The organism is Mobilitalea sibirica, assembly GCF_015999265.1.
Taxonomy (GTDB): Bacteria; Bacillota; Clostridia; order Lachnospirales; family Lachnospiraceae; genus Mobilitalea; species Mobilitalea sibirica.
In genome coordinates this window covers 20,443-38,796 of the sequence record NZ_JAEAGR010000015.1, presented here as the reverse complement: position 1 = coordinate 38,796, position 18,354 = coordinate 20,443, and the positions used below count along the sequence as shown (strand labels likewise).

Annotated in this window: 16 protein-coding genes, 1 riboswitch and 1 other annotated feature; all 16 genes read left to right on the top strand. The window is 37.4% G+C overall.

The window, feature by feature from the left end; all coding sequences use genetic code 11:
• The first annotated feature begins 114 nt into the window (after positions 1–114).
• Positions 115–212: riboswitch (SAM riboswitch) on the top strand.
• Between the two features lie 70 nt (positions 213–282).
• The 16 genes from metK to I5677_RS13320 all read left to right on the top strand — a co-directional run bounded on the left by metK (position 283) and on the right by I5677_RS13320 (position 18,294).
• The gene (metK, locus tag I5677_RS13395; RefSeq protein WP_197662144.1) at positions 283–1,473 is read left to right on the top strand and encodes a methionine adenosyltransferase; all 1,191 of its coding nucleotides are present in this window, start codon (positions 283–285) and stop codon (positions 1,471–1,473) included.
• Positions 1,474–1,694: 221 nt separating this feature from the next.
• Positions 1,695–3,167: a sensor histidine kinase gene (locus I5677_RS13390; RefSeq protein WP_197662143.1), complete on the top strand. Its 1,473-nt coding sequence runs from the start codon at positions 1,695–1,697 to the stop codon at positions 3,165–3,167.
• A gap of 10 nt (positions 3,168–3,177) precedes the next feature.
• Positions 3,178–3,867, top strand: coding sequence for a response regulator transcription factor (locus I5677_RS13385; protein WP_197662206.1), 690 nt, complete (start codon positions 3,178–3,180; stop codon positions 3,865–3,867).
• A gap of 40 nt (positions 3,868–3,907) precedes the next feature.
• Positions 3,908–4,213, top strand: coding sequence for an ArsR/SmtB family transcription factor (locus I5677_RS13380; RefSeq protein ID WP_197662142.1), 306 nt, complete (start codon positions 3,908–3,910; stop codon positions 4,211–4,213).
• Positions 4,214–4,823: 610 nt separating this feature from the next.
• Entirely contained in the window at positions 4,824–5,069 is a 246-nt protein-coding gene (locus I5677_RS13375) for a TM1266 family iron-only hydrogenase system putative regulator (protein ID WP_197662141.1), read from the top strand.
• Positions 5,070–5,096: 27 nt separating this feature from the next.
• Positions 5,097–6,200 (top strand): ABC transporter substrate-binding protein, encoded by a 1,104-nt coding sequence (locus I5677_RS13370; RefSeq protein WP_197662140.1) that lies wholly within the window; start codon positions 5,097–5,099, stop codon positions 6,198–6,200.
• Between the two features lie 109 nt (positions 6,201–6,309).
• A complete protein-coding gene (locus I5677_RS13365) occupies positions 6,310–7,095 on the top strand; it encodes an ABC transporter permease (protein ID WP_197662139.1) in 786 nt (261 codons plus the stop codon).
• A gap of 51 nt (positions 7,096–7,146) precedes the next feature.
• Entirely contained in the window at positions 7,147–7,725 is a 579-nt protein-coding gene (locus I5677_RS13360; protein ID WP_197662138.1) for an ATP-binding cassette domain-containing protein, read from the top strand.
• A gap of 95 nt (positions 7,726–7,820) precedes the next feature.
• Positions 7,821–8,618, top strand: coding sequence for a cytidylate kinase family protein (locus I5677_RS13355; RefSeq protein ID WP_197662137.1), 798 nt, complete (start codon positions 7,821–7,823; stop codon positions 8,616–8,618).
• A gap of 348 nt (positions 8,619–8,966) precedes the next feature.
• Complete coding sequence (gene ytvI, locus I5677_RS13350; RefSeq protein ID WP_197662136.1) at positions 8,967–10,049, top strand: sporulation integral membrane protein YtvI; 1,083 nt, start codon at positions 8,967–8,969, stop codon at positions 10,047–10,049.
• Positions 10,050–10,152: 103 nt separating this feature from the next.
• Positions 10,153–10,383, top strand: a binding site (T-box leader).
• A 288-nt stretch (positions 10,384–10,671) separates the two neighbouring features.
• Positions 10,672–12,105 carry a proline--tRNA ligase gene (gene proS / locus I5677_RS13345; RefSeq protein ID WP_197662135.1) on the top strand — a complete coding sequence of 478 codons (1,434 nt, stop codon included), beginning with the start codon at positions 10,672–10,674 and terminating at the stop codon, positions 12,103–12,105.
• Positions 12,106–12,222: 117 nt separating this feature from the next.
• Positions 12,223–12,723, top strand: a complete 501-nt coding sequence (locus tag I5677_RS13340) for a GNAT family N-acetyltransferase (RefSeq protein ID WP_197662134.1) — start codon at positions 12,223–12,225, stop codon at positions 12,721–12,723.
• A gap of 58 nt (positions 12,724–12,781) precedes the next feature.
• On the top strand, positions 12,782–14,155 hold the full coding sequence (locus tag I5677_RS13335) for a CCA tRNA nucleotidyltransferase (RefSeq protein ID WP_197662133.1): 1,374 nt from the start codon (positions 12,782–12,784) through the stop codon (positions 14,153–14,155).
• Between the two features lie 177 nt (positions 14,156–14,332).
• On the top strand, positions 14,333–15,421 hold the full coding sequence (locus I5677_RS13330; protein WP_197662132.1) for a protein kinase family protein: 1,089 nt from the start codon (positions 14,333–14,335) through the stop codon (positions 15,419–15,421).
• Positions 15,422–15,565: 144 nt separating this feature from the next.
• On the top strand, positions 15,566–16,999 hold the full coding sequence (locus I5677_RS13325; protein ID WP_197662131.1) for a PEGA domain-containing protein: 1,434 nt from the start codon (positions 15,566–15,568) through the stop codon (positions 16,997–16,999).
• 164 nt (positions 17,000–17,163) lie between these two features.
• The gene (locus I5677_RS13320; protein ID WP_197662130.1) at positions 17,164–18,294 is read left to right on the top strand and encodes a hypothetical protein; all 1,131 of its coding nucleotides are present in this window, start codon (positions 17,164–17,166) and stop codon (positions 18,292–18,294) included.
• Positions 18,295–18,354 lie beyond the last annotated feature (60 nt).

Sequence of the window (18,354 nt, the reverse complement as noted above, 5' to 3'; positions counted from 1 at the left end):
TAATAAAGTAAATATATTCTAGTTATATAAAATAAAAATTACCTTGACGTATTATGGAATTCGTTATATTATCAAAGAGAGTTAACTTTTATATAATTTCATATTCATATTTTTCTCTTATTCAGAGTGACGGAGAGTAAAGGCTCTATGAAGTCACGGCAACCCCATGGTATGGAAGGTGCCAACCTGAGCGAGTTATCGAACAATAAGAGGATTTGGTTACTTATTATCAAGTCCGCATATTGCGGATTTTTTTTTACTATTATTTATTGGAGGAAAACTATGCAAAAAAGATTATTTACATCGGAATCGGTAACAGAGGGACATCCGGATAAAATTTGTGATCAGATATCGGATGCTGTATTAGATGCTTTATTAGAGCAGGATCCTATGAGCCGGGTGGCTTGTGAAACGGCCATTACCACAGGTTTAGTCCTTGTAATGGGAGAGATAACAACCGAAGGATATGTGGATATCCAGAAAATAGCCAGAGATACGATACGAGAGATTGGTTATGACAAATCAGAATATGGATTTGATGCCAACACCTGTGGTGTCATTGTTGCATTGGATGAACAATCGAGAGATATCGCAATGGGTGTAGATCAATCCTTAGAAGTTAAAGAACATACTACTGATGATGAAGCTATGTCAGCGATAGGAGCCGGAGATCAGGGAATGATGTTTGGTTATGCAACAAATGAAACGCAGGAATATATGCCCTATCCAATCTCTTTGGCTCATAAGCTGACTCAGCAGTTAACATTGGTTAGAAAGAATGGTACCTTAAAATATCTTAGACCGGATGGAAAATCTCAGGTAACGGTTGAATATGATGATAACGGTAATCCGATTCATCTGAATGCCGTAGTATTATCAACGCAACATAATGAAGAGATATCAATTGATCAGCTTCGTAAGGACATTAAAAAATATGTGTTAGATGAAGTACTTCCTAAAGAGTTGGTGGATGAGAAGACAAAATTCTATATTAATCCGACCGGCCGTTTTGTAATCGGTGGTCCAAATGGAGACAGCGGATTAACCGGGCGAAAGATTATCGTTGATACCTATGGAGGCTATGCGAGACACGGCGGCGGAGCATTTTCCGGTAAGGATTGCACCAAGGTTGATCGTTCAGCATCTTATGCAGCCAGGTATGTAGCAAAGAATCTCGTAGCGGCAGGATTAGCTGATCGCTGTGAAATCCAGTTATCCTATGCTATTGGTGTGGCAGAACCCACTTCCGTAATGATTGATACCTTTGGAACCGGCCGTCTGTCTGATGAGGAGCTGGTGACGATTGTTCGTAAATATTTTGATCTTCGTCCGGCAGGGATTATTAAAATGCTGGATTTAAGAAAACCAATTTATAAAAAAACAGCGGCTTACGGCCACTTTGGAAGAAACGATTTAGATCTTCCATGGGAAAGATTGGACAAGGTTAACGATTTAAAAGCATATGTAAAATGAATGTTTTAACAGAGCAAGTTAATTAAATAATAAAGGATTAAAGAAGGGACTTATTAACCGGCACAAGTAGGTTTATATAGGTCCCTTTTATTTATCAATCAATCTCCTTCATCAAATTTTTAGAAAAATAATATAGTTACTTTAGATGCAAAGATAAGACCGCTGTGCTATAATAAATGGAAATAGTATAGCTATTATTCTATCTAGGAGTAGGTGAAGATTTGAAGCTGAAAGGCAGACTTATTACCGCATTTATTGTTATGATTGTAATGCCAATTATGTTGATCGCCATAACTGCAAGTACCATTGTACGATTTCAAATAAACTCTATAAATCAATCCTATGACGTTGAGGCGAATACCATACAGGTAATATCTAATCCGATTCGGATCTTAAATCGTATTACAAGAGGTGTGTATAATGAGATTAAGTTAAATGCCCTTAAGTCACCGGAAAGGTTAGAGGATGAGGAATATTATGAAGAGTTGGATCAGGAGCTGAAAAACAAATACTCTTTTTTAGCAGTGAGAAAAAAAGAAGATTTTATTTATATCGGCAGTGGAGTAAAACTGGAGATGATCGAAGAGTTATTACCCAAGTTTGGTGTTTCGGTGGATGATGTTGACGGAGGAATTTATCTTGGCGGAAAGGATTCTTTTTTGGTTAAGGCGCAGGATTTTTATTTTTCTGATGGTGAGGAAGGAACAATCTTTGTAATAACGGATCTTAATATTTTGGTACCACAGTTAAAAGCTGTGGCGATCCAGAGTGTAGTATCCTTTTTGATCATTATAATTTTTACTGCCTTTTTACTAATTTATTGGATCTACCGTAGTATATTAAGGCCTCTGAATGTTTTACGATTAGCGACAAACCGTATCAAAGACGGAGATTTGGATACGGCTATCGTTTCCGATACCGAAGATGAAATTGGACAGCTTTGTGAAGATTTTGAACAGATGCGTATCCGCCTTAAGAAGTTAATTGAAGACAGGTTACAATATGAAGAGGAAATGAAGGAACTGGTCAGTAATATATCCCATGATTTAAAGACTCCTTTGACGGCTATAAAAGGTTATGCGGAGGGCTTAATGGACGGAGTGGCAGATACACCGCAAAAGCAGGAAAAGTATTTAAAAACCATTAGCATGAAAGCTAATGATATGACGGTTCTGGTGGATGAACTGGCTTTTTATTCAAAAATTGATTGCAACACGGTACCATACACCTTTAAAGATATTAATCTAAAGGAATATTTTGATGATTGTATGGAAGATCTAAGATTAGAGTTAGAGGTTAAAAGCATAAAGATAATCTATCACAATGAAACAGATTCTTTGGTTCGGGTTGTTGCAGATGCAGAACAGTTAAAGCGGGTAATTCATAACATAATCGGAAATTCCGTTAAATATTTAGATAAAAAAGAAGGAATTATAAAAATTAGTATAGAAGATATCGGTCAGTATATACAAGTTAACATACAAGATAACGGAAGCGGAATTGGGAAGCCGGATTTACCATATATCTTTGACCGGTTTTATCGGGCGGATTCATCCAGAAATTCAAAAAAAGGTGGGAGCGGCCTGGGCCTGGCAATATCAAAGAAGGTGATAGAGGACCATGCAGGCAAGATTTGGGCTACCAGTGAAGAAGGGATTGGAACAACAATCAGTTTTACGTTAAAAAAGAGTTGAGGTGATTATGGTGAGTAGAATATTAATTATTGAAGATGAAGTTGCAATAGCTGAATTGGAGAAGGACTATCTGGAACTGAGCGGGTTTGAGGTTGAGGTCGAAGATACCGGAGACGTAGGAGTTGTACGGGCACTTTCCGAAAAGTTTGACTTGATTATTCTGGATTTAATGCTTCCAAACGTTGATGGATTTGAAATCTGTAAACGAATAAGGGCAGAGAAAAACATTCCAATTATCATGGTGTCTGCCAAAAAGGATGACATTGATAAGATCCGGGGATTGGGTCTTGGAGCAGATGATTATATGACAAAGCCCTTTAGTCCCAGTGAACTGGTTGCCAGAGTGAAAGCACATCTTGCCAGATATGAAAGACTGATTGGCACCGGAACGAAAGAAAACGATGTGATCGAAATACGAGGTCTTAAAATTGATAAAACTGCCAGAAGAGTGTTTTTAAACGGGGAGGAGAAGATTTTCACCACAAAAGAATTCGACCTTTTAACCTTCTTGGCGGAAAACCCCAACCATGTATATACGAAAGAGGATCTGTTTCGAGAAATCTGGGATATGGAATCCATTGGAGATATAGCAACCGTTACGGTTCATATCAAAAAAATTAGAGAGAAAATCGAATATAACACCTCCAAACCTCAATATATTGAAACGATCTGGGGCGTGGGATATCGATTTAAGGTTTAATAGGAGTATAAAAATTAATAATAGGGAAAAGGGAGTTAAGATGCAGGAAAAATTTTATAAACAAGCAATGCTCTTTAAGGCAATGGCGGATGCAAACCGTTTATTAATTTTAGAATATCTTATGGATGGGGAACGTTGTGCATGTAAAATACTTGAACAGCTTCCAATTTCACAACCTACGTTATCCCACCATATGAAAATTCTGTGTGACTGTGACCTGGTGAGTGCCAGAAAAGATGGAAAATGGATGCATTATTCTATTAATAATGCTACTTTTATTCAGCTAAATGAACTTCTGGAGGGCTACTTGCAAAAACGAGACACCAAAGATGATTGTGCTATATAGTCGGTTTATTGAATAACTATATGGAAAAATAAATAGGTACCGATAACTTAAAAGGGATAGCATAACAATATAGTAGCATAAGAGAAAATATAGTTTTATATTTTATTGTTAAAATATTGACAAGGATTATCCATAATGTTAAAATGTCATCATCCAATCCAAAAGGAAAGCCTGATGGAGAGGAATTATTATAGGATTAATCATAGTATTCGTTCTGAAGACATGAGGGTTCGTCCCGAGTGAAAAGGCGTGCAGTAATAGGACCATTTCATCCCCATGTCGTTGACATGGGGATTTTTTGCGCGTAGGCAAAGCGAGCAGACGTAAAGTTTGTTCTATCCTATACAGGCTTTAAAGTTTACTTTATAAAGCCGGTATAGGATAGAACGACAAGCTAGCTTGGAAGGATGCGAGCGCGCCCGCGAACCTTCGACACTGTGTGTCGAAAGGTTGCGCGTACTATATAAAGCCGGTATAGGATAGAACAACAAGCTAGCTTGGAAGGATGCGAGCGCGCCCGCGAACCTTCGACACTGTGTGTCGAAAGGTTGCGCATAAACTAAGAGGTTGCGCAGACTTGTCTATAGAACAACAAACGGAGGTGAATATATTGGAGACCAGAGTTGCACTTATAGGAATAATCATCGAGGATTTAGAAGCAGTTGAAAAACTAAATTTGATTCTGCATGAGTATGGGCAGTACATAATTGGCAGAATGGGTATTCCCTACAGGGAAAAGGATATTAATATTATAAGTGTGGTGATTGACGCCAATGCAGATATCATCAGTACCCTGGCAGGGAAACTGGGTATGCAAAAAGGGGTTAACGTAAAAACAGTATATTCAAAAAAATAATAAAAGATTAAACATGGAGGATTTAACATGAAAGTTTTAAAGAGTGTCTTATTGTTCCTAATATGTATGGCTTTACTGGCCGGATGTACAAAAAAAGCAGATCCTGCGGATGATGTAAAAAATAATGAGAAAACAACCGTTGATGCAGAGGCAGGGAAAGGAACCAAGGAAGAAGAAACGAATGAATTAGAGAATCAAAACACAGAGCCGGAAGCTTCAAATGATACAGCAGCGAAGGATAAGGTTGATATTAATATAGCAGCTTTAAAGGGCCCAACGGCCATAGGTATGGTAAAAATTATGGAGGATGCTGAAACAGGGGAAGCCTCCAACAACTACAGCTTTACAATTGCAGGAGCTGCGGATGAAATTAGTGCAGGTTTAATTAAGGGTGAATTCGATATAGCAGCCGTTCCCAGTAATTTAGCTTCTGTACTTTATAATAAAACCGAAGGGGCAATAAAGTTGGCCGGAATAAACACTTTGGGAGTATTATATATCGTAGAAACAGGGAATGAGATTAATTCTGTTGAAGATTTAAAGGGTAAAACCATCTATTCAACCGGGTTTGGAACTACACCCCAATATACACTGAACTATCTGTTAAACTCCTACGGCCTTGATCCGGAGAAGGATGTTACCGTAGAATATAAGACAGAGGCTACAGAGGTTGCAGCTATGCTAAGTCAATCCGATAATGCAATTGCTATGCTGCCCCAGCCCTATATCACCACAGTAATGATGAATAATGATAAGGTTAGGATTGCTTTGAGTGTTGCAGATGAGTGGGACGGCGTGAATTCTGAGAGTTCTGTTATTACCGGAGTTATTGTAGTAAGAAAAGAATTCTTGGAAAAAACCCCGGATGCTTTTAACGCTTTCATGGAAGAATATGAACGCAGTACAACCTTTGCAAATGAGAACATGGATGATACTGCTGCACTCGTAGAGAAGTTTGGAATCTTTAAAGCGGCTGTGGCAAAGAAAGCAATTCCTTATTGTAATATTACACTTATTACAGGAGATGAAATGAAAGATAAAGTTCAGGGTTATCTAGGTACACTATTTACTCAAAATCCGGCAGCAATTGGCGGTAAACTTCCGGCTGAGGATTTTTATTATCTACCGTAAGCGTAGAGATATAGATCATATGAATCGTATATTGTAGCTTCTAAACTTGATTATGAGAATAGATCTATATTTTAATTACAGCAGAAAGGAGTCCGTTAGGTTGATCAGAATGAAAAAAATAATAAACTTAAAAAATAATAGATTCAAAATCCTAGCGGTCTGTTTTTGGTTCCTACTTTGGGAAGTTGGAAGCAGGGTTGTGGATCAGGAGATTCTTTTGGCATCTCCGACAGAAGTTTTATTAACGTTACTAGAACTTTGTAGGGAGATAGACTTTTGGGTCACCATATTCTTTTCTTCGAAAAGGATCGTTACAGGATTTTTATTGGCTCTTTGTATCGGTACCTTTTGGGCCGTTCTGTCCTATAAAAGCAGGTTGGTTTATGAGCTGGTGACCCCGTTTATAAAAGTGGTGAAAGCCACACCGGTGGCCTCCTTCATTATCCTTGCATTAATTTGGATCAGCTCAAAGAACCTGTCTGTATTAATATCATTTTTTATGGTCGTTCCGGTTATATTCTCGAATGTTCTGCAAGGACTGAATGCTACGGATGAAAAATTATTACAGATGGCAAAGGTATATCGTTTAAATAATCTAAAAAAAATAAAAGCTATTTACATACCGTCGATATTACCGTATTTGATTTCAGCCGTATCTGTTGGTATGGGGCTTGGATTTAAAGCGGGGATAGCAGCTGAGGTTATCGGTATACCGGCTAATTCCATTGGACAAAGAATGTATGAGGCTAAACTCTACCTTATGACAAAAGAGCTGTTTGCCTGGTCATTGGTTATTATTTTAATTAGCATATTGTTCGAAAAAGCGATATTAATCATAATACATACCTTATATAAGGAGCATATACAAAAGCTTCGGGAACTAAACCGAAAATAATGTTCATAAGGAATTTAAGGAATGGATGTTAATTTAGAAAGGAGAAGTCCTATGGATATCAGACTTCATCATATAAACAAACAATTTGATGAAAAGCAGGTACTTAAAGATGTGAATATGACCATTGTGGAAGGTGATATTTACTGTATCATGGGAGCCTCCGGTGCAGGTAAGACGACGTTGGTTAATATACTAATGGGTATTATAAAACAGGATGCCGGTGAGATTACCGGAATGAATAAAAGAAAAATAGCTGCCGTATTTCAAGAAGACAGGCTGATAGAACACTGGGATGCAGTAAAGAATATTTTACTCGTATGTAATAAATCTATGGACGAAAGTAAAGTAAAGGACGCTTTAGAGGAAGTTGGATTAAAGGACCACTTAAAAAAACCGGTTATGGATTTAAGCGGGGGTATGAGGCGAAGGGTTGCAGTTGTCAGGGCACTTATGGCTGACAGTGAACTTATTATAATGGATGAACCCTTTAAGGGACTGGATGAGGCATTGAAGCAACAGATGATTCAATATGTAAAGAAAAGAACAAAGGGAAAGACGGTGATTCTAATTACCCATGATAAAGAGGAGGCTTTGGGCTTAAATGCAAAGATAATCTCAATTTTATCATGACCCGGTTGTAATTTGCATCGGTATCGTCTATAATACTATATTAAATCAAGGTATTGAAATGCGAAATCTGATCGAGTTAAAGGAAGGATAAATAAATGCATATTACGATTACGGGTAATTTAGGAAGTGGAAAGTCTACCATATGCCGGTTACTGAGTGAGAAGTACAGCTTTGAGATATATTCCACAGGTAAAGTACAGAGAGAACTGGCCAGACAGATGAATATGACCACGCTGGAATTAAACCAGCTGATGCGAAGTGACCAAAAATATGACAAAATGATCGATGACGAAACAGCAAGAATCTCTAGGGAAAATAAGGATAAGGATATTATTTTCGATTCCAGACTTGCCTGGCATTTTGTGGAGAGCTCTTTTAAGGTGTTTGTTTCTGTCAGTCTTGAAGTGGCTGCAGAAAGAGTTATGAATGACAAAAGGGGAGACGAAGAAAAATATACCTCCTTGGAGGAAGCAATTAAGCTTTTGGCCGCCAGAGCAGCTACCGAGCGAGTTCGTTATAAGGAAATTTATAATTTAAACTATATGGATTTCTCAAATTATAATCTTGTGATTGACAGTACTTATAATCTGCCGGATCAAATAGCGGAAATCATATTAAATGAAGCGAAGGAATATGAAAACAACCCATCCTATCGTACGAAGATGCTTGTTTCGCCTAAGCGGTTGATTTATCCGGAAGATAACAAAGAAGAAGACAAACGCAGACTGAGTAAGCTTATTGATGAATATAAAAAGCTTCCTTATACAATTGATACGATAATAAAAGTAAAAAAACAAGAGGATGATTATATCATATTAGAGGGACATGATAATGCTAAGGCGGCGTTATTGGCTGATGTACCCTATATTCCGATTGATGTTATTAAAATTTAAATTTTATGAGGATTTAATGACAAATGGTGCTTTACACTTTTATCAAATATTATTTGATAAAAGTTCTTAAAATGATAATATTAGCATATTTATTTCATTTTATCCCCGAGGATATAAAAAATCATATTACAAACAATATTGATAAGAGGATTCATAACCAATGAATTCTCTTTTTGATTCAGAATTAAAAAATTTTAAACGAATAGCAGTACTCTATCTGCAGTTTAAGAGAAAGATTACTTATCCCTAAGGATTTTTATAATAGGAATAACTAAAAAGTGGACGGTATCTTTGTTTTTTGTGATACAGTAAGTTTTCTACTCTTTGGTTTTGATAGGGGGTGATACTATGAAATCGGGAGAAGGAAATAATGTGAAGTTAAAATGGTTTCTGACCATAATAGTAACCACCGTAGGTGTCTATCTGAGCTTTCGCTTTATTTTGCCACTTATTTTACCGTTTTTGGTAGCTTATTTCTTAGCGTGGATCATTCGACCTCTCACAGAATTTTTATATCGTAGGTTGAAATTGCCCAGAGTTGTTGGTGGTACCTTTTCTCTCCTGGTATTGGTTGGCTTAGTGGGAACCGGATGTTATTACTTATGTAATGCATTAATAAAGCAGGCGATCACTCTTGTAAAAAACATACCGGTATATTTTGGTATCTTAGCCGGAAAACTGGATTATCTTTGCAAGGGCTGTGATGAACTCTTCGGTTTAGCAAAGGGAACCATAAGATCGATGGTAGACGATAATATGAGTAGTATGCTAAACCATATGAAAACTAGTATCATGCCGGATATAACACAACAAACCATTACTGTCGCTGTTGGACTTGTTAGTGCTGTTGGTATCATATTAATCATTCTAATTGCTACAGTTTTAATTGTTAAGGATCTGCCGGATTTCCATAAACGATATGAAAGCAATGCTCTTTATAAAGATGTTCATGCTATTACATCGAAACTGTCGGAGGCTGGGATTGCCTGGCTTAGGACACAAGCTATTATAATGTCAATTGTTGCAGTAATTTGTGTATTAGGCTTAACGCTTCTTAAAAATGAGTATGCTTTACTGTTAGGTATCGGAATTGCTTTCATGGATGCACTGCCTATCCTTGGAAGCGGCATTGTATTCATTCCTTGGATTATTATTATGCTGATAAGTGGGAACATTTATGCCGCAGCTATTTTAGCCACGATCTATCTAATTGCACAGATAGTAAGAGAAGTTTTAGAACCAAAATTAATCGGAAATCGAATTGGGGTGAAACCACTGTTTACCTTGATCGCAATGTACATCGGATTAAATTTATTTTCAATTGCCGGCTTTATTCTCGGACCGGTAGGCTTAATCATGATAATAACGATTGTAAAAGTAGTGAATGATAGGACAAATCAGAATTCGTGTAAGCAGGAAATGCCTTTATAATACTTGACAAAGAGAATATTCTGGCATAAAATTAATAACATTAATTTATATGTATGGACTGTTTGCTTTTTCAACTATATTATTAAGAAATAGCAGACAGAAAATACATGCGATGAAGAGGAATAGTAGATTACGTTCTCATCTCAGAGAGAGAAGCACATTGGTGAGAGCTTCTTATGCAGATGTATTCGAACCGGCCTTGGAGCATTGTATGAAAAGGAAGGCGTAGTATCTTCCCCGAAATACAACGTATATCCGGCGTTAACGGTTATGAGAGAACTGTCATAGGAGACAGTTAATTAGGGTGGTACCGCCGAGTCTTTCGGTCCCTTGAGGACACAGAAGGGCTTTTTTTATAGGGTTAGGGTGTTAAACTTTGATTAGTTGCAGAGTGATACAAACATAATATAGTGAGCAACTGTATGCAGTCGTTGGTACTTAGACCGTGTACTTTACGATCTGATGTACCGCTACGTACTTCATCCAAGCGATAGCGTACCCGGAAGAAACTAGGTTTGTAACACAACAACTAGAATTGTGCAATTGACGTATGATAATTAATTGTTGGGCTTAGAAATATTATAACATTTATTATAAAAGAGATGATAAAGGAGAAATGATTATGGCAAAGGAAAAGAAATTAGTTGAGGCTATTACCTCAATGGAAGAAGATTTTGCACAATGGTATACGGATGTTGTTAAAAAGGCGGAGTTAATAGAATACTCCAGTATTAGAGGATGTATGATCTTAAGGCCGAACGGTTATGCGATCTGGGAGAATATCCAAAGACAGTTAGATGCGGACTTTAAAGCTACCGGAGTTGAGAATGTATATATGCCGATGTTTATTCCTGAGAGCCTATTACAAAAAGAGAAGGATCATGTGGAAGGGTTTGCACCTGAAGTGGCATGGGTAACCCATGGAGGGTTAGAGCCTCTTCAGGAAAGACTCTGTGTGAGGCCTACCTCAGAAACTTTGTTTTGTGACTTTTATTCCAACATTATTCAGTCCTATAGAGATCTTCCGAAATTATATAACCAATGGTGTTCTGTTGTTCGTTGGGAAAAAACCACAAGACCCTTCCTTCGTTCCATGGAATTTTTATGGCAGGAAGGTCATACGGCTCATGCAACAGCAGAGGAAGCGGAAGAAAGAACGATTCAGATGTTGAATGTATATGCTGATTTTTGCGAAAGAGTGCTTGCCATTCCTATGATTAAAGGACGTAAATCAGAAAAAGAGAAATTTGCCGGAGCCCATGCAACCTATACGATTGAGGCGCTAATGCATGACGGAAAAGCATTGCAGTCCGGAACCAGTCATAACTTTGGAGATGGTTTTGCAAAGGCATTTGATATTCAATATACCGATAAGAACAATACTCTTCAATATGTTCATCAGACCTCATGGGGTATGTCTACAAGAATTATCGGAGCTATCATTATGGTTCATGGAGATGACAGCGGTTTAGTATTACCTCCAAGGATAGCACCCACTCAAATTATGATTATACCAATTAATCAGAATAAGGAGGGTGTACTTGAGAAGGCTGCTTGGCTAAAGGATAAATTAAGTGCTTTCAAGGTTAAAGTGGATGATTCGGAGAAGAGCCCGGGATGGAAGTTTAGTGAACAGGAGATGAGAGGAATTCCAATCCGTATTGAGATAGGCCCTAAGGATATTGAAGCAAACCAGGCAGTTATCGTAAGAAGAGATACCAGAGAAAAAATCGTGGTATCCTTAGATGAGATAGAGGCCAAAGCCGCAGAGGTGCTTGAGCGTATGCAGAGTGAAATGCTTGAAAGAGCCAGAGCCCATAGAGATACCCATACCTACTATGCTCACAATATGGAGGAATTTGAAAAGATTATAGCGGAAAAACCCGGATTTATCAAGGCTATGTGGTGTGAAGAGGAAGCCTGTGAGATGGAAATCAAGGAGAAAACAGGTGCAACCTCCCGCTGTATGCCATTTGAACAAGAGAAAATTGCAGATACCTGTGTATGTTGTGGAAAACCGGCAAAAACCATGGCTTATTGGGGTAAAGCATATTAATAGTAAATAGGAACAGAGGTTGTTCACTTTGTGTTAAAAGCAAAGTCCTACAACCTCTGTATGATTTTAGATTAATATGAGGAATGTTGATAATTTTATAATGAGAGGGTATCATAAATGGAAGTAAAGTTTCGAATAGCCCATAAAAATGACCTAGAAGAAGTTATAAGTCTTTATAACGAGGCCATAGCTCATATGCTTCATAGTAAAATATACCAATGGGATGAGCGATATCCCAATGAAGAGGTTTTAACAGAGGATATTGAAAAGAATGAGCTTTATGTACTGACTGAGAAAGATAAAATTATTGCTTGTGTTGTAATTAATGAAGATCAAGATGCTTCTTATCATAGTGCGAATTGGAAATATGTATCTGATAAGATTGCAATAATTCACAGGTTATGCGTCCATCCGAGGGCTCAGAGGAAAGGAATAGGAAAATTATTGATGAAATGTTCTGAGGAATGGATATGTCAACAGGAATATGAAGCGATTCGTCTTGATACGTTTACGAATAACCATATTGCCAGGAAGTTATATGAAGGATTGGGATATTCCTATGTAGGGGAAGTGACATTCCGAAAGGGAGTATTCTTACTGATGGAGAAAAAAATTTGAAATAATAAAATTGCTCTGATATAATCTGGATAGATTAACGTAAAACAGGAGGCTTCTAATGAAGATTGATGTCCCGGGCAAAGTGAATAATATTATTAACGCTCTGATACAAAACGGTTATGAAGCTTATATCGTTGGAGGCTGTGTGCGGGATATGATTCTAGGTAGAGAACCGGAGGATTGGGATATTACTACTTCTGCGAAGCCGCAGGAGGTAAAAGGTATATTTCGAAGAACCGTGGATACAGGGATCCAACATGGAACCGTAACGGTATTAATGGATAAGGAGCATTTTGAAGTAACTACTTATCGTGTGGATGGAGAGTATGAGGATAATCGGCATCCTAAGGAAGTATCCTTTACTTCCAGTCTCAAAGAAGATTTAAGACGCAGGGATTTTACTATCAATGCCATGGCATATAATGAACAGGAGGGAATCATAGACCTTTTTGGTGGCGTTGAAGATCTAAATCATGGACTGATACGCTGTGTCGGCAGTGCTATGGAACGATTTGATGAGGATGCTTTGCGTATTCTAAGAGCAGTACGTTTTTCTGCGCAGCTTAATTTTCAGATTGAACAGCTAACGATGGAGGCAGTCAAGAAAAAATCGCAACTCCTTAAAAATATCAGTGCGGAGAGAATACGAACCGAACTGACAAAGCTTTTGGTATCAGATCATCCGGACCGATTTAAAATACTTTATGAAACCGGTATTACGAAACTGATATTACCTGAATTTAATGCCATGATGGTGACGGAACAAAAAAATGTACATCATATATATTCTGTTGGGGAGCACACCTTAAAAGCCGTAGAAGCGGTTGCCGGAAAGCTGGAAGAAAATTTATTTTCCATGAGGGAAAGAGTTATACTTCGGCTGACGATGCTCTTACACGATATTGAAAAACCAAGTACGATAACCCTTGGAAAAGATGGTCAAAATCATTTTTATGGGCATCAGGAAAAAGGGGCAATCACTGCAAAAAGGATATTAAAAGAGTTAAAGTTTGATAATGATACCATTGATACCGTAGTTCATTTAATTCGCTGGCATGACTACCGGTTTGTATTAACTCCTCATGGAATGCGTAAGGCTGTTTCTAAAATCGGTAAAGAGTATATGGAGCTGTTATTTGAGGTGAACCGGGCAGATACTTCTGCAAAGAATCCAGCCAAAAACAAGGAAAAGTATGATAAGCTTAAGGAAGCAAAAATACTATATAAAAACATATTGGAGCAAGGAGACTGCGTTACGTTAAAGGAATTAGAGATTAACGGTAAGGATCTAATCGAAGCAGGCTTTCGACCGGGAAAAGAGATGGGAGCGGTTTTAAAGAAGCTCCTGGATGCGGTTATTGAAGATCCAAAGCGGAATAAGAAGGATATCTTGTTAGAGATGGCTAATAACTTAAAGGGACGAAACCTATGAAACGGGATATATAAGCCGTTCGGTTATTTTTTAAACCATTACGTTACTACGAATTAGAAAAGCTATAGAAAAAATTCTTAAGAGAATATTTTCTATAGCTTTTTTATATTCATGAATTAGAAGGTCATAACATAATATTAGTAAGACGGGTATTATCATAAGTTAGGGGGATTAGCTGTGGAGGATAGAAGTCAGGAAGCATTAAAATCATATCGTCTGAAGATTTATAATATATATCGAGCCAGAGGCGCCTTTTTGTTGGAGACCGATAATGGGCTTAAGCTATATAAATGCTTCGAGGGATCAAAAAACAGGGCATTGTTTGAGCATAAGGTGAAGGAGCATCTATTCCAACACGGCTATTATAATACAGACTTGTTTGTGAAAACCATTCAGGATGATATTATAGCTGAGGATTCTTCCGGTTGTCAGTATATTATGAAAAACTGGTACTGGGGGGAAGAATGTAATCTAAAAGAACTGTCACAGATCGAGCTGGCAGCCGCTAATCTGGCGAAGCTCCATTGTTCGTTATATAATGTAGATTTTACTAAGGAGCAGATGGAGTATTCTATCTCAAGCGATTTGCTAGAGACGTTTGAAAAAAGGAATAGAGAGCTTAAACGCGTCAAAGGTTATATCAAAGACAAGAGGCAGAAGAATGAGTTTGAAATATCCTATCTGAATTATTATGAAGCATTTTATGAGCAGGGGTTAGAAGCAGCTGATAAGATGGCAGATTCTTCTTATGATTTAATTATGGAAGATGCCATCAGACAAAGAAAGGTGTGTCACGGTAACTACACCTACCATAATATCATTATGCTCAAAAATAAGGCGGAAGCTATATCAAAGGCTTATATACCTCCGGGATGGATTAACAGACAACCAATATCGGCAACCGATCTTGCCTCAAGTTGTAATTCCATGATTGCCACAACAAACTTTGAAAAAGCCTACATTGGAATTCAAATCTCTGATTTATATCAATTTATACGAAAAGTGATGGAGAAGAATGATTGGGATATTTTATACGGAAGTAATATGATTGAAGCTTATGATAAGGTTAAGACGATTTCGAAAGAGGAAATGAAAATATTATATCTTTTGCTTTTGTACCCGGAGAAGTTTTGGAAGATAACAAACTTTTATTACAATGGTAAGAAGGCTTGGATCTCCAGCAGAAATATACAGAAACTCAATAGTATAGGGGAGCAGAATATGAAAAAAGAGATGTTTCTTAAAAGGCTCCAAAGCATCCTATAGGGAAGATTAGGTGATTGATTAAAGGATTAAGGTAAGTTATAATTATTACATAGCAAAACACCCGAAAACTTAATAATGGAAAGCTAAGTGAAAAAGCTGCTTTCGTATTATGAACTGTCAGAATTAGCATGGAGAGTTATTGTGATGCAGAATAATAAACCTAAGAATAATTTTAACGTCAATTTTAAGCCGATTATAAGTCTATTAATCGGTTTGACCTTTTTTTCGATGATATTAATTGTCACGCTTTATTCTGTCTCGAAGGATACGAAGCCAACAGGCCGTACAAAAAAAATAGTATCAAAGGAAGCTAGCAGTGAGGAAAACACTGTTACGGACTTTGGTCAGTATGATTCGCAAATGATGGCGGTCATCCAGGAGATAGATCTGTTAGAAAAAGAAATAACATTATTTAATGTTGAGACAAGGGAGACAACCGAGTTATCCTATAGTGGCGGAAGTAATATAACGGATAAATATGGTCAAGTCATAACGATGGGTCAGTTGTCGGTAGGAACCATGGTAGATGTGGGATATTTAAAAGACATCTATAAACTAATTCAAATGCAGATATCAGACAAAGCATGGGAATACATAGGAGTGAATAATCTTAGTATTGACCCGTTATCTAAGATAATGAAAATAGCATCTACAAAATATAAATATACGGATGAACTTATAATACTAGATGGAGATGAGTTCGTGCCGGTTACGCATATTGCAGAGCAGGATGAGCTAACAATCCGTGGAGTTGGTGAAACGATTTGGTCCATTACCATTACCAGAGGTCATGGAACGGTAAGACTGATCGATTATGAAGCTTTTTTGGGTGGTAATATAACGGTTGGATATGAAGCCATGCAACAGATCACCGAGGATTTATCTATTACAGTTCGTGAAGGTAACTTTAATCTAACAGTGGAAAATGGAAAGTATAGCGGTACGAAAAACATTACAGTGGAAAGAAATAAGGAGACATTGGTGTCCTTAAATGATCTTGGTCCGGGAGCACTAGAAAGAGGTTGGGTTACATTTGAAATAACACCATTCGGTGCAGACCTGTTTATCGATGGTCAACTGACTTCTTATGCTAATCCGATCGAGCTTACTTATAAGGAACATAAAATTGAAGTTGCCCTTGGTGGATATACCACATATAAAGGAATATTGATTGTAGATAAAGAAGGGGTTAATATTAAAATCGATCTGCCGGAAGCTGAAAGCAGAGATCCGGCAAAAGTTGTTGAAACACCTCAGACGAATACGCAGCCGGAAGTAGAATATAATGACTGGGACGTAAATCTTCCACAGGAAGGTATAACCCAGCCAGACACAGAGGAAGAAGCCTATATGATTGATGATGAACATACGATATTTGTGCAAAATCCGATTGGCGCATCAGTTTATCTAAACGGAGACTTTCTGGGGATATCACCGGGAAGATTTCCCAAAATAATTGGATCCCATGTCATTACCTTTATAAAGGATGGATATGTAACACAAAGCTATACAATTGAAGTCGCAGATGATGGATTGGATACTTATATCAGTATGCCGGATTTAGAAAACATAGAATAAATTTTTGATGGTTGTTGTCAAATGGCAAAAGATTTTAAAAAAATAAATCATATCATGGCGTATTATTAAAATCAGTGTCTACCGATTTTTATTCCCCGCTCTTTTCAAATAAGTACATCTAAGCTATAATGGATGTAAAATTATGGAAAAGAGAGGGGATTTTTATGGTACAATATCTTTTTGACAATTACATTGTAATCTATACTTTTGCCGGTTTGTGCGGATTGGGTTTGATGCTCCGTTTCATATTAGATATGGTATATAAACACCTAGTAAAAGAATCCGATAACGTAGGAGCCACAAAAAACCGATCGCTCAAACATATGAAGATGAAGTTTGAGACATGTTATAAGCTAAAAATAGGTGTTAATAATGTGGATACTTTTGTGGATAAGAATGTATTAAGGTATCGTTTTTGTGGAATCTTATTATCCACATGGGAGAATTTTAGTGGACAAGTTCTCTTTCTTACCCTGTTAGTTGTGCCTATTAGCACGGTTTTTGGAGTGATTTTTGAATGTGGACAAGATATATTATTATACTCAGGAGCTGTGGGTATATCGGCAGGAACCGTTTTAATCCTTGTGGATAAAAGTATTAATCTATCTGCGAAAAAACAGAGTATTCGATTAAATCTATTGGATTATTTTGAGAACTTTTGTAAGGTGCGGTTAGAACATGAGAACTTACATCCCGAGATGCTAGAGCAGTATCGCCAGGAATATTTTCAGTCTTTAGAGGCCAATAAGCAGGTTAGTGCAACTTCTGCTGTTGCTCCGATGAAGGATGAAACAAAAGATGAATTGAACAGAAGAAGGGAAGCAAGACGAAAAAAAGAAGAAGAAAGAAGAGCCCAAGCCTTAAGGCGTGAGGAGGAGCAAAAAAGAATCGAAGAAGCCCGTAAGGAAGAAGAAAGAAGGCGCATGGAAGAGAGAAAGAAACTTGCAGCCAAACGTAGAGAAGAGGAACTTTTAAAGCTTCAAGAAGAAAGAGAAGCTCTTGAAGCAAAGCAGGCTGAGATACGCAAAAAAGCGGAAGAAAAGAAAAGAGAAAATGAAAGAAAGCAACAACAAAAGCTTGAGAAAGAAAAGATATTACATAGTATAGAAGAAGAATTGGCAGTATCGCAAAGCTCTCAGATGGCGGATACGATAATAAATGATTCGAAGGAAGAGCCATTAGAGAGGAAGGAGATGGATAGATTAGCAAAGGAACGGGGAGCTGTGAATCAACGTAAAATGACTCCTCAGGAAGAGAAAATATTAGAAGATGTATTGAAAGAGTTTTTTGCCTAGAATTATACAATGTAGAAAAATCATTGAATAAATTTTGTGTCTTTGCTAGAATATAAAGAA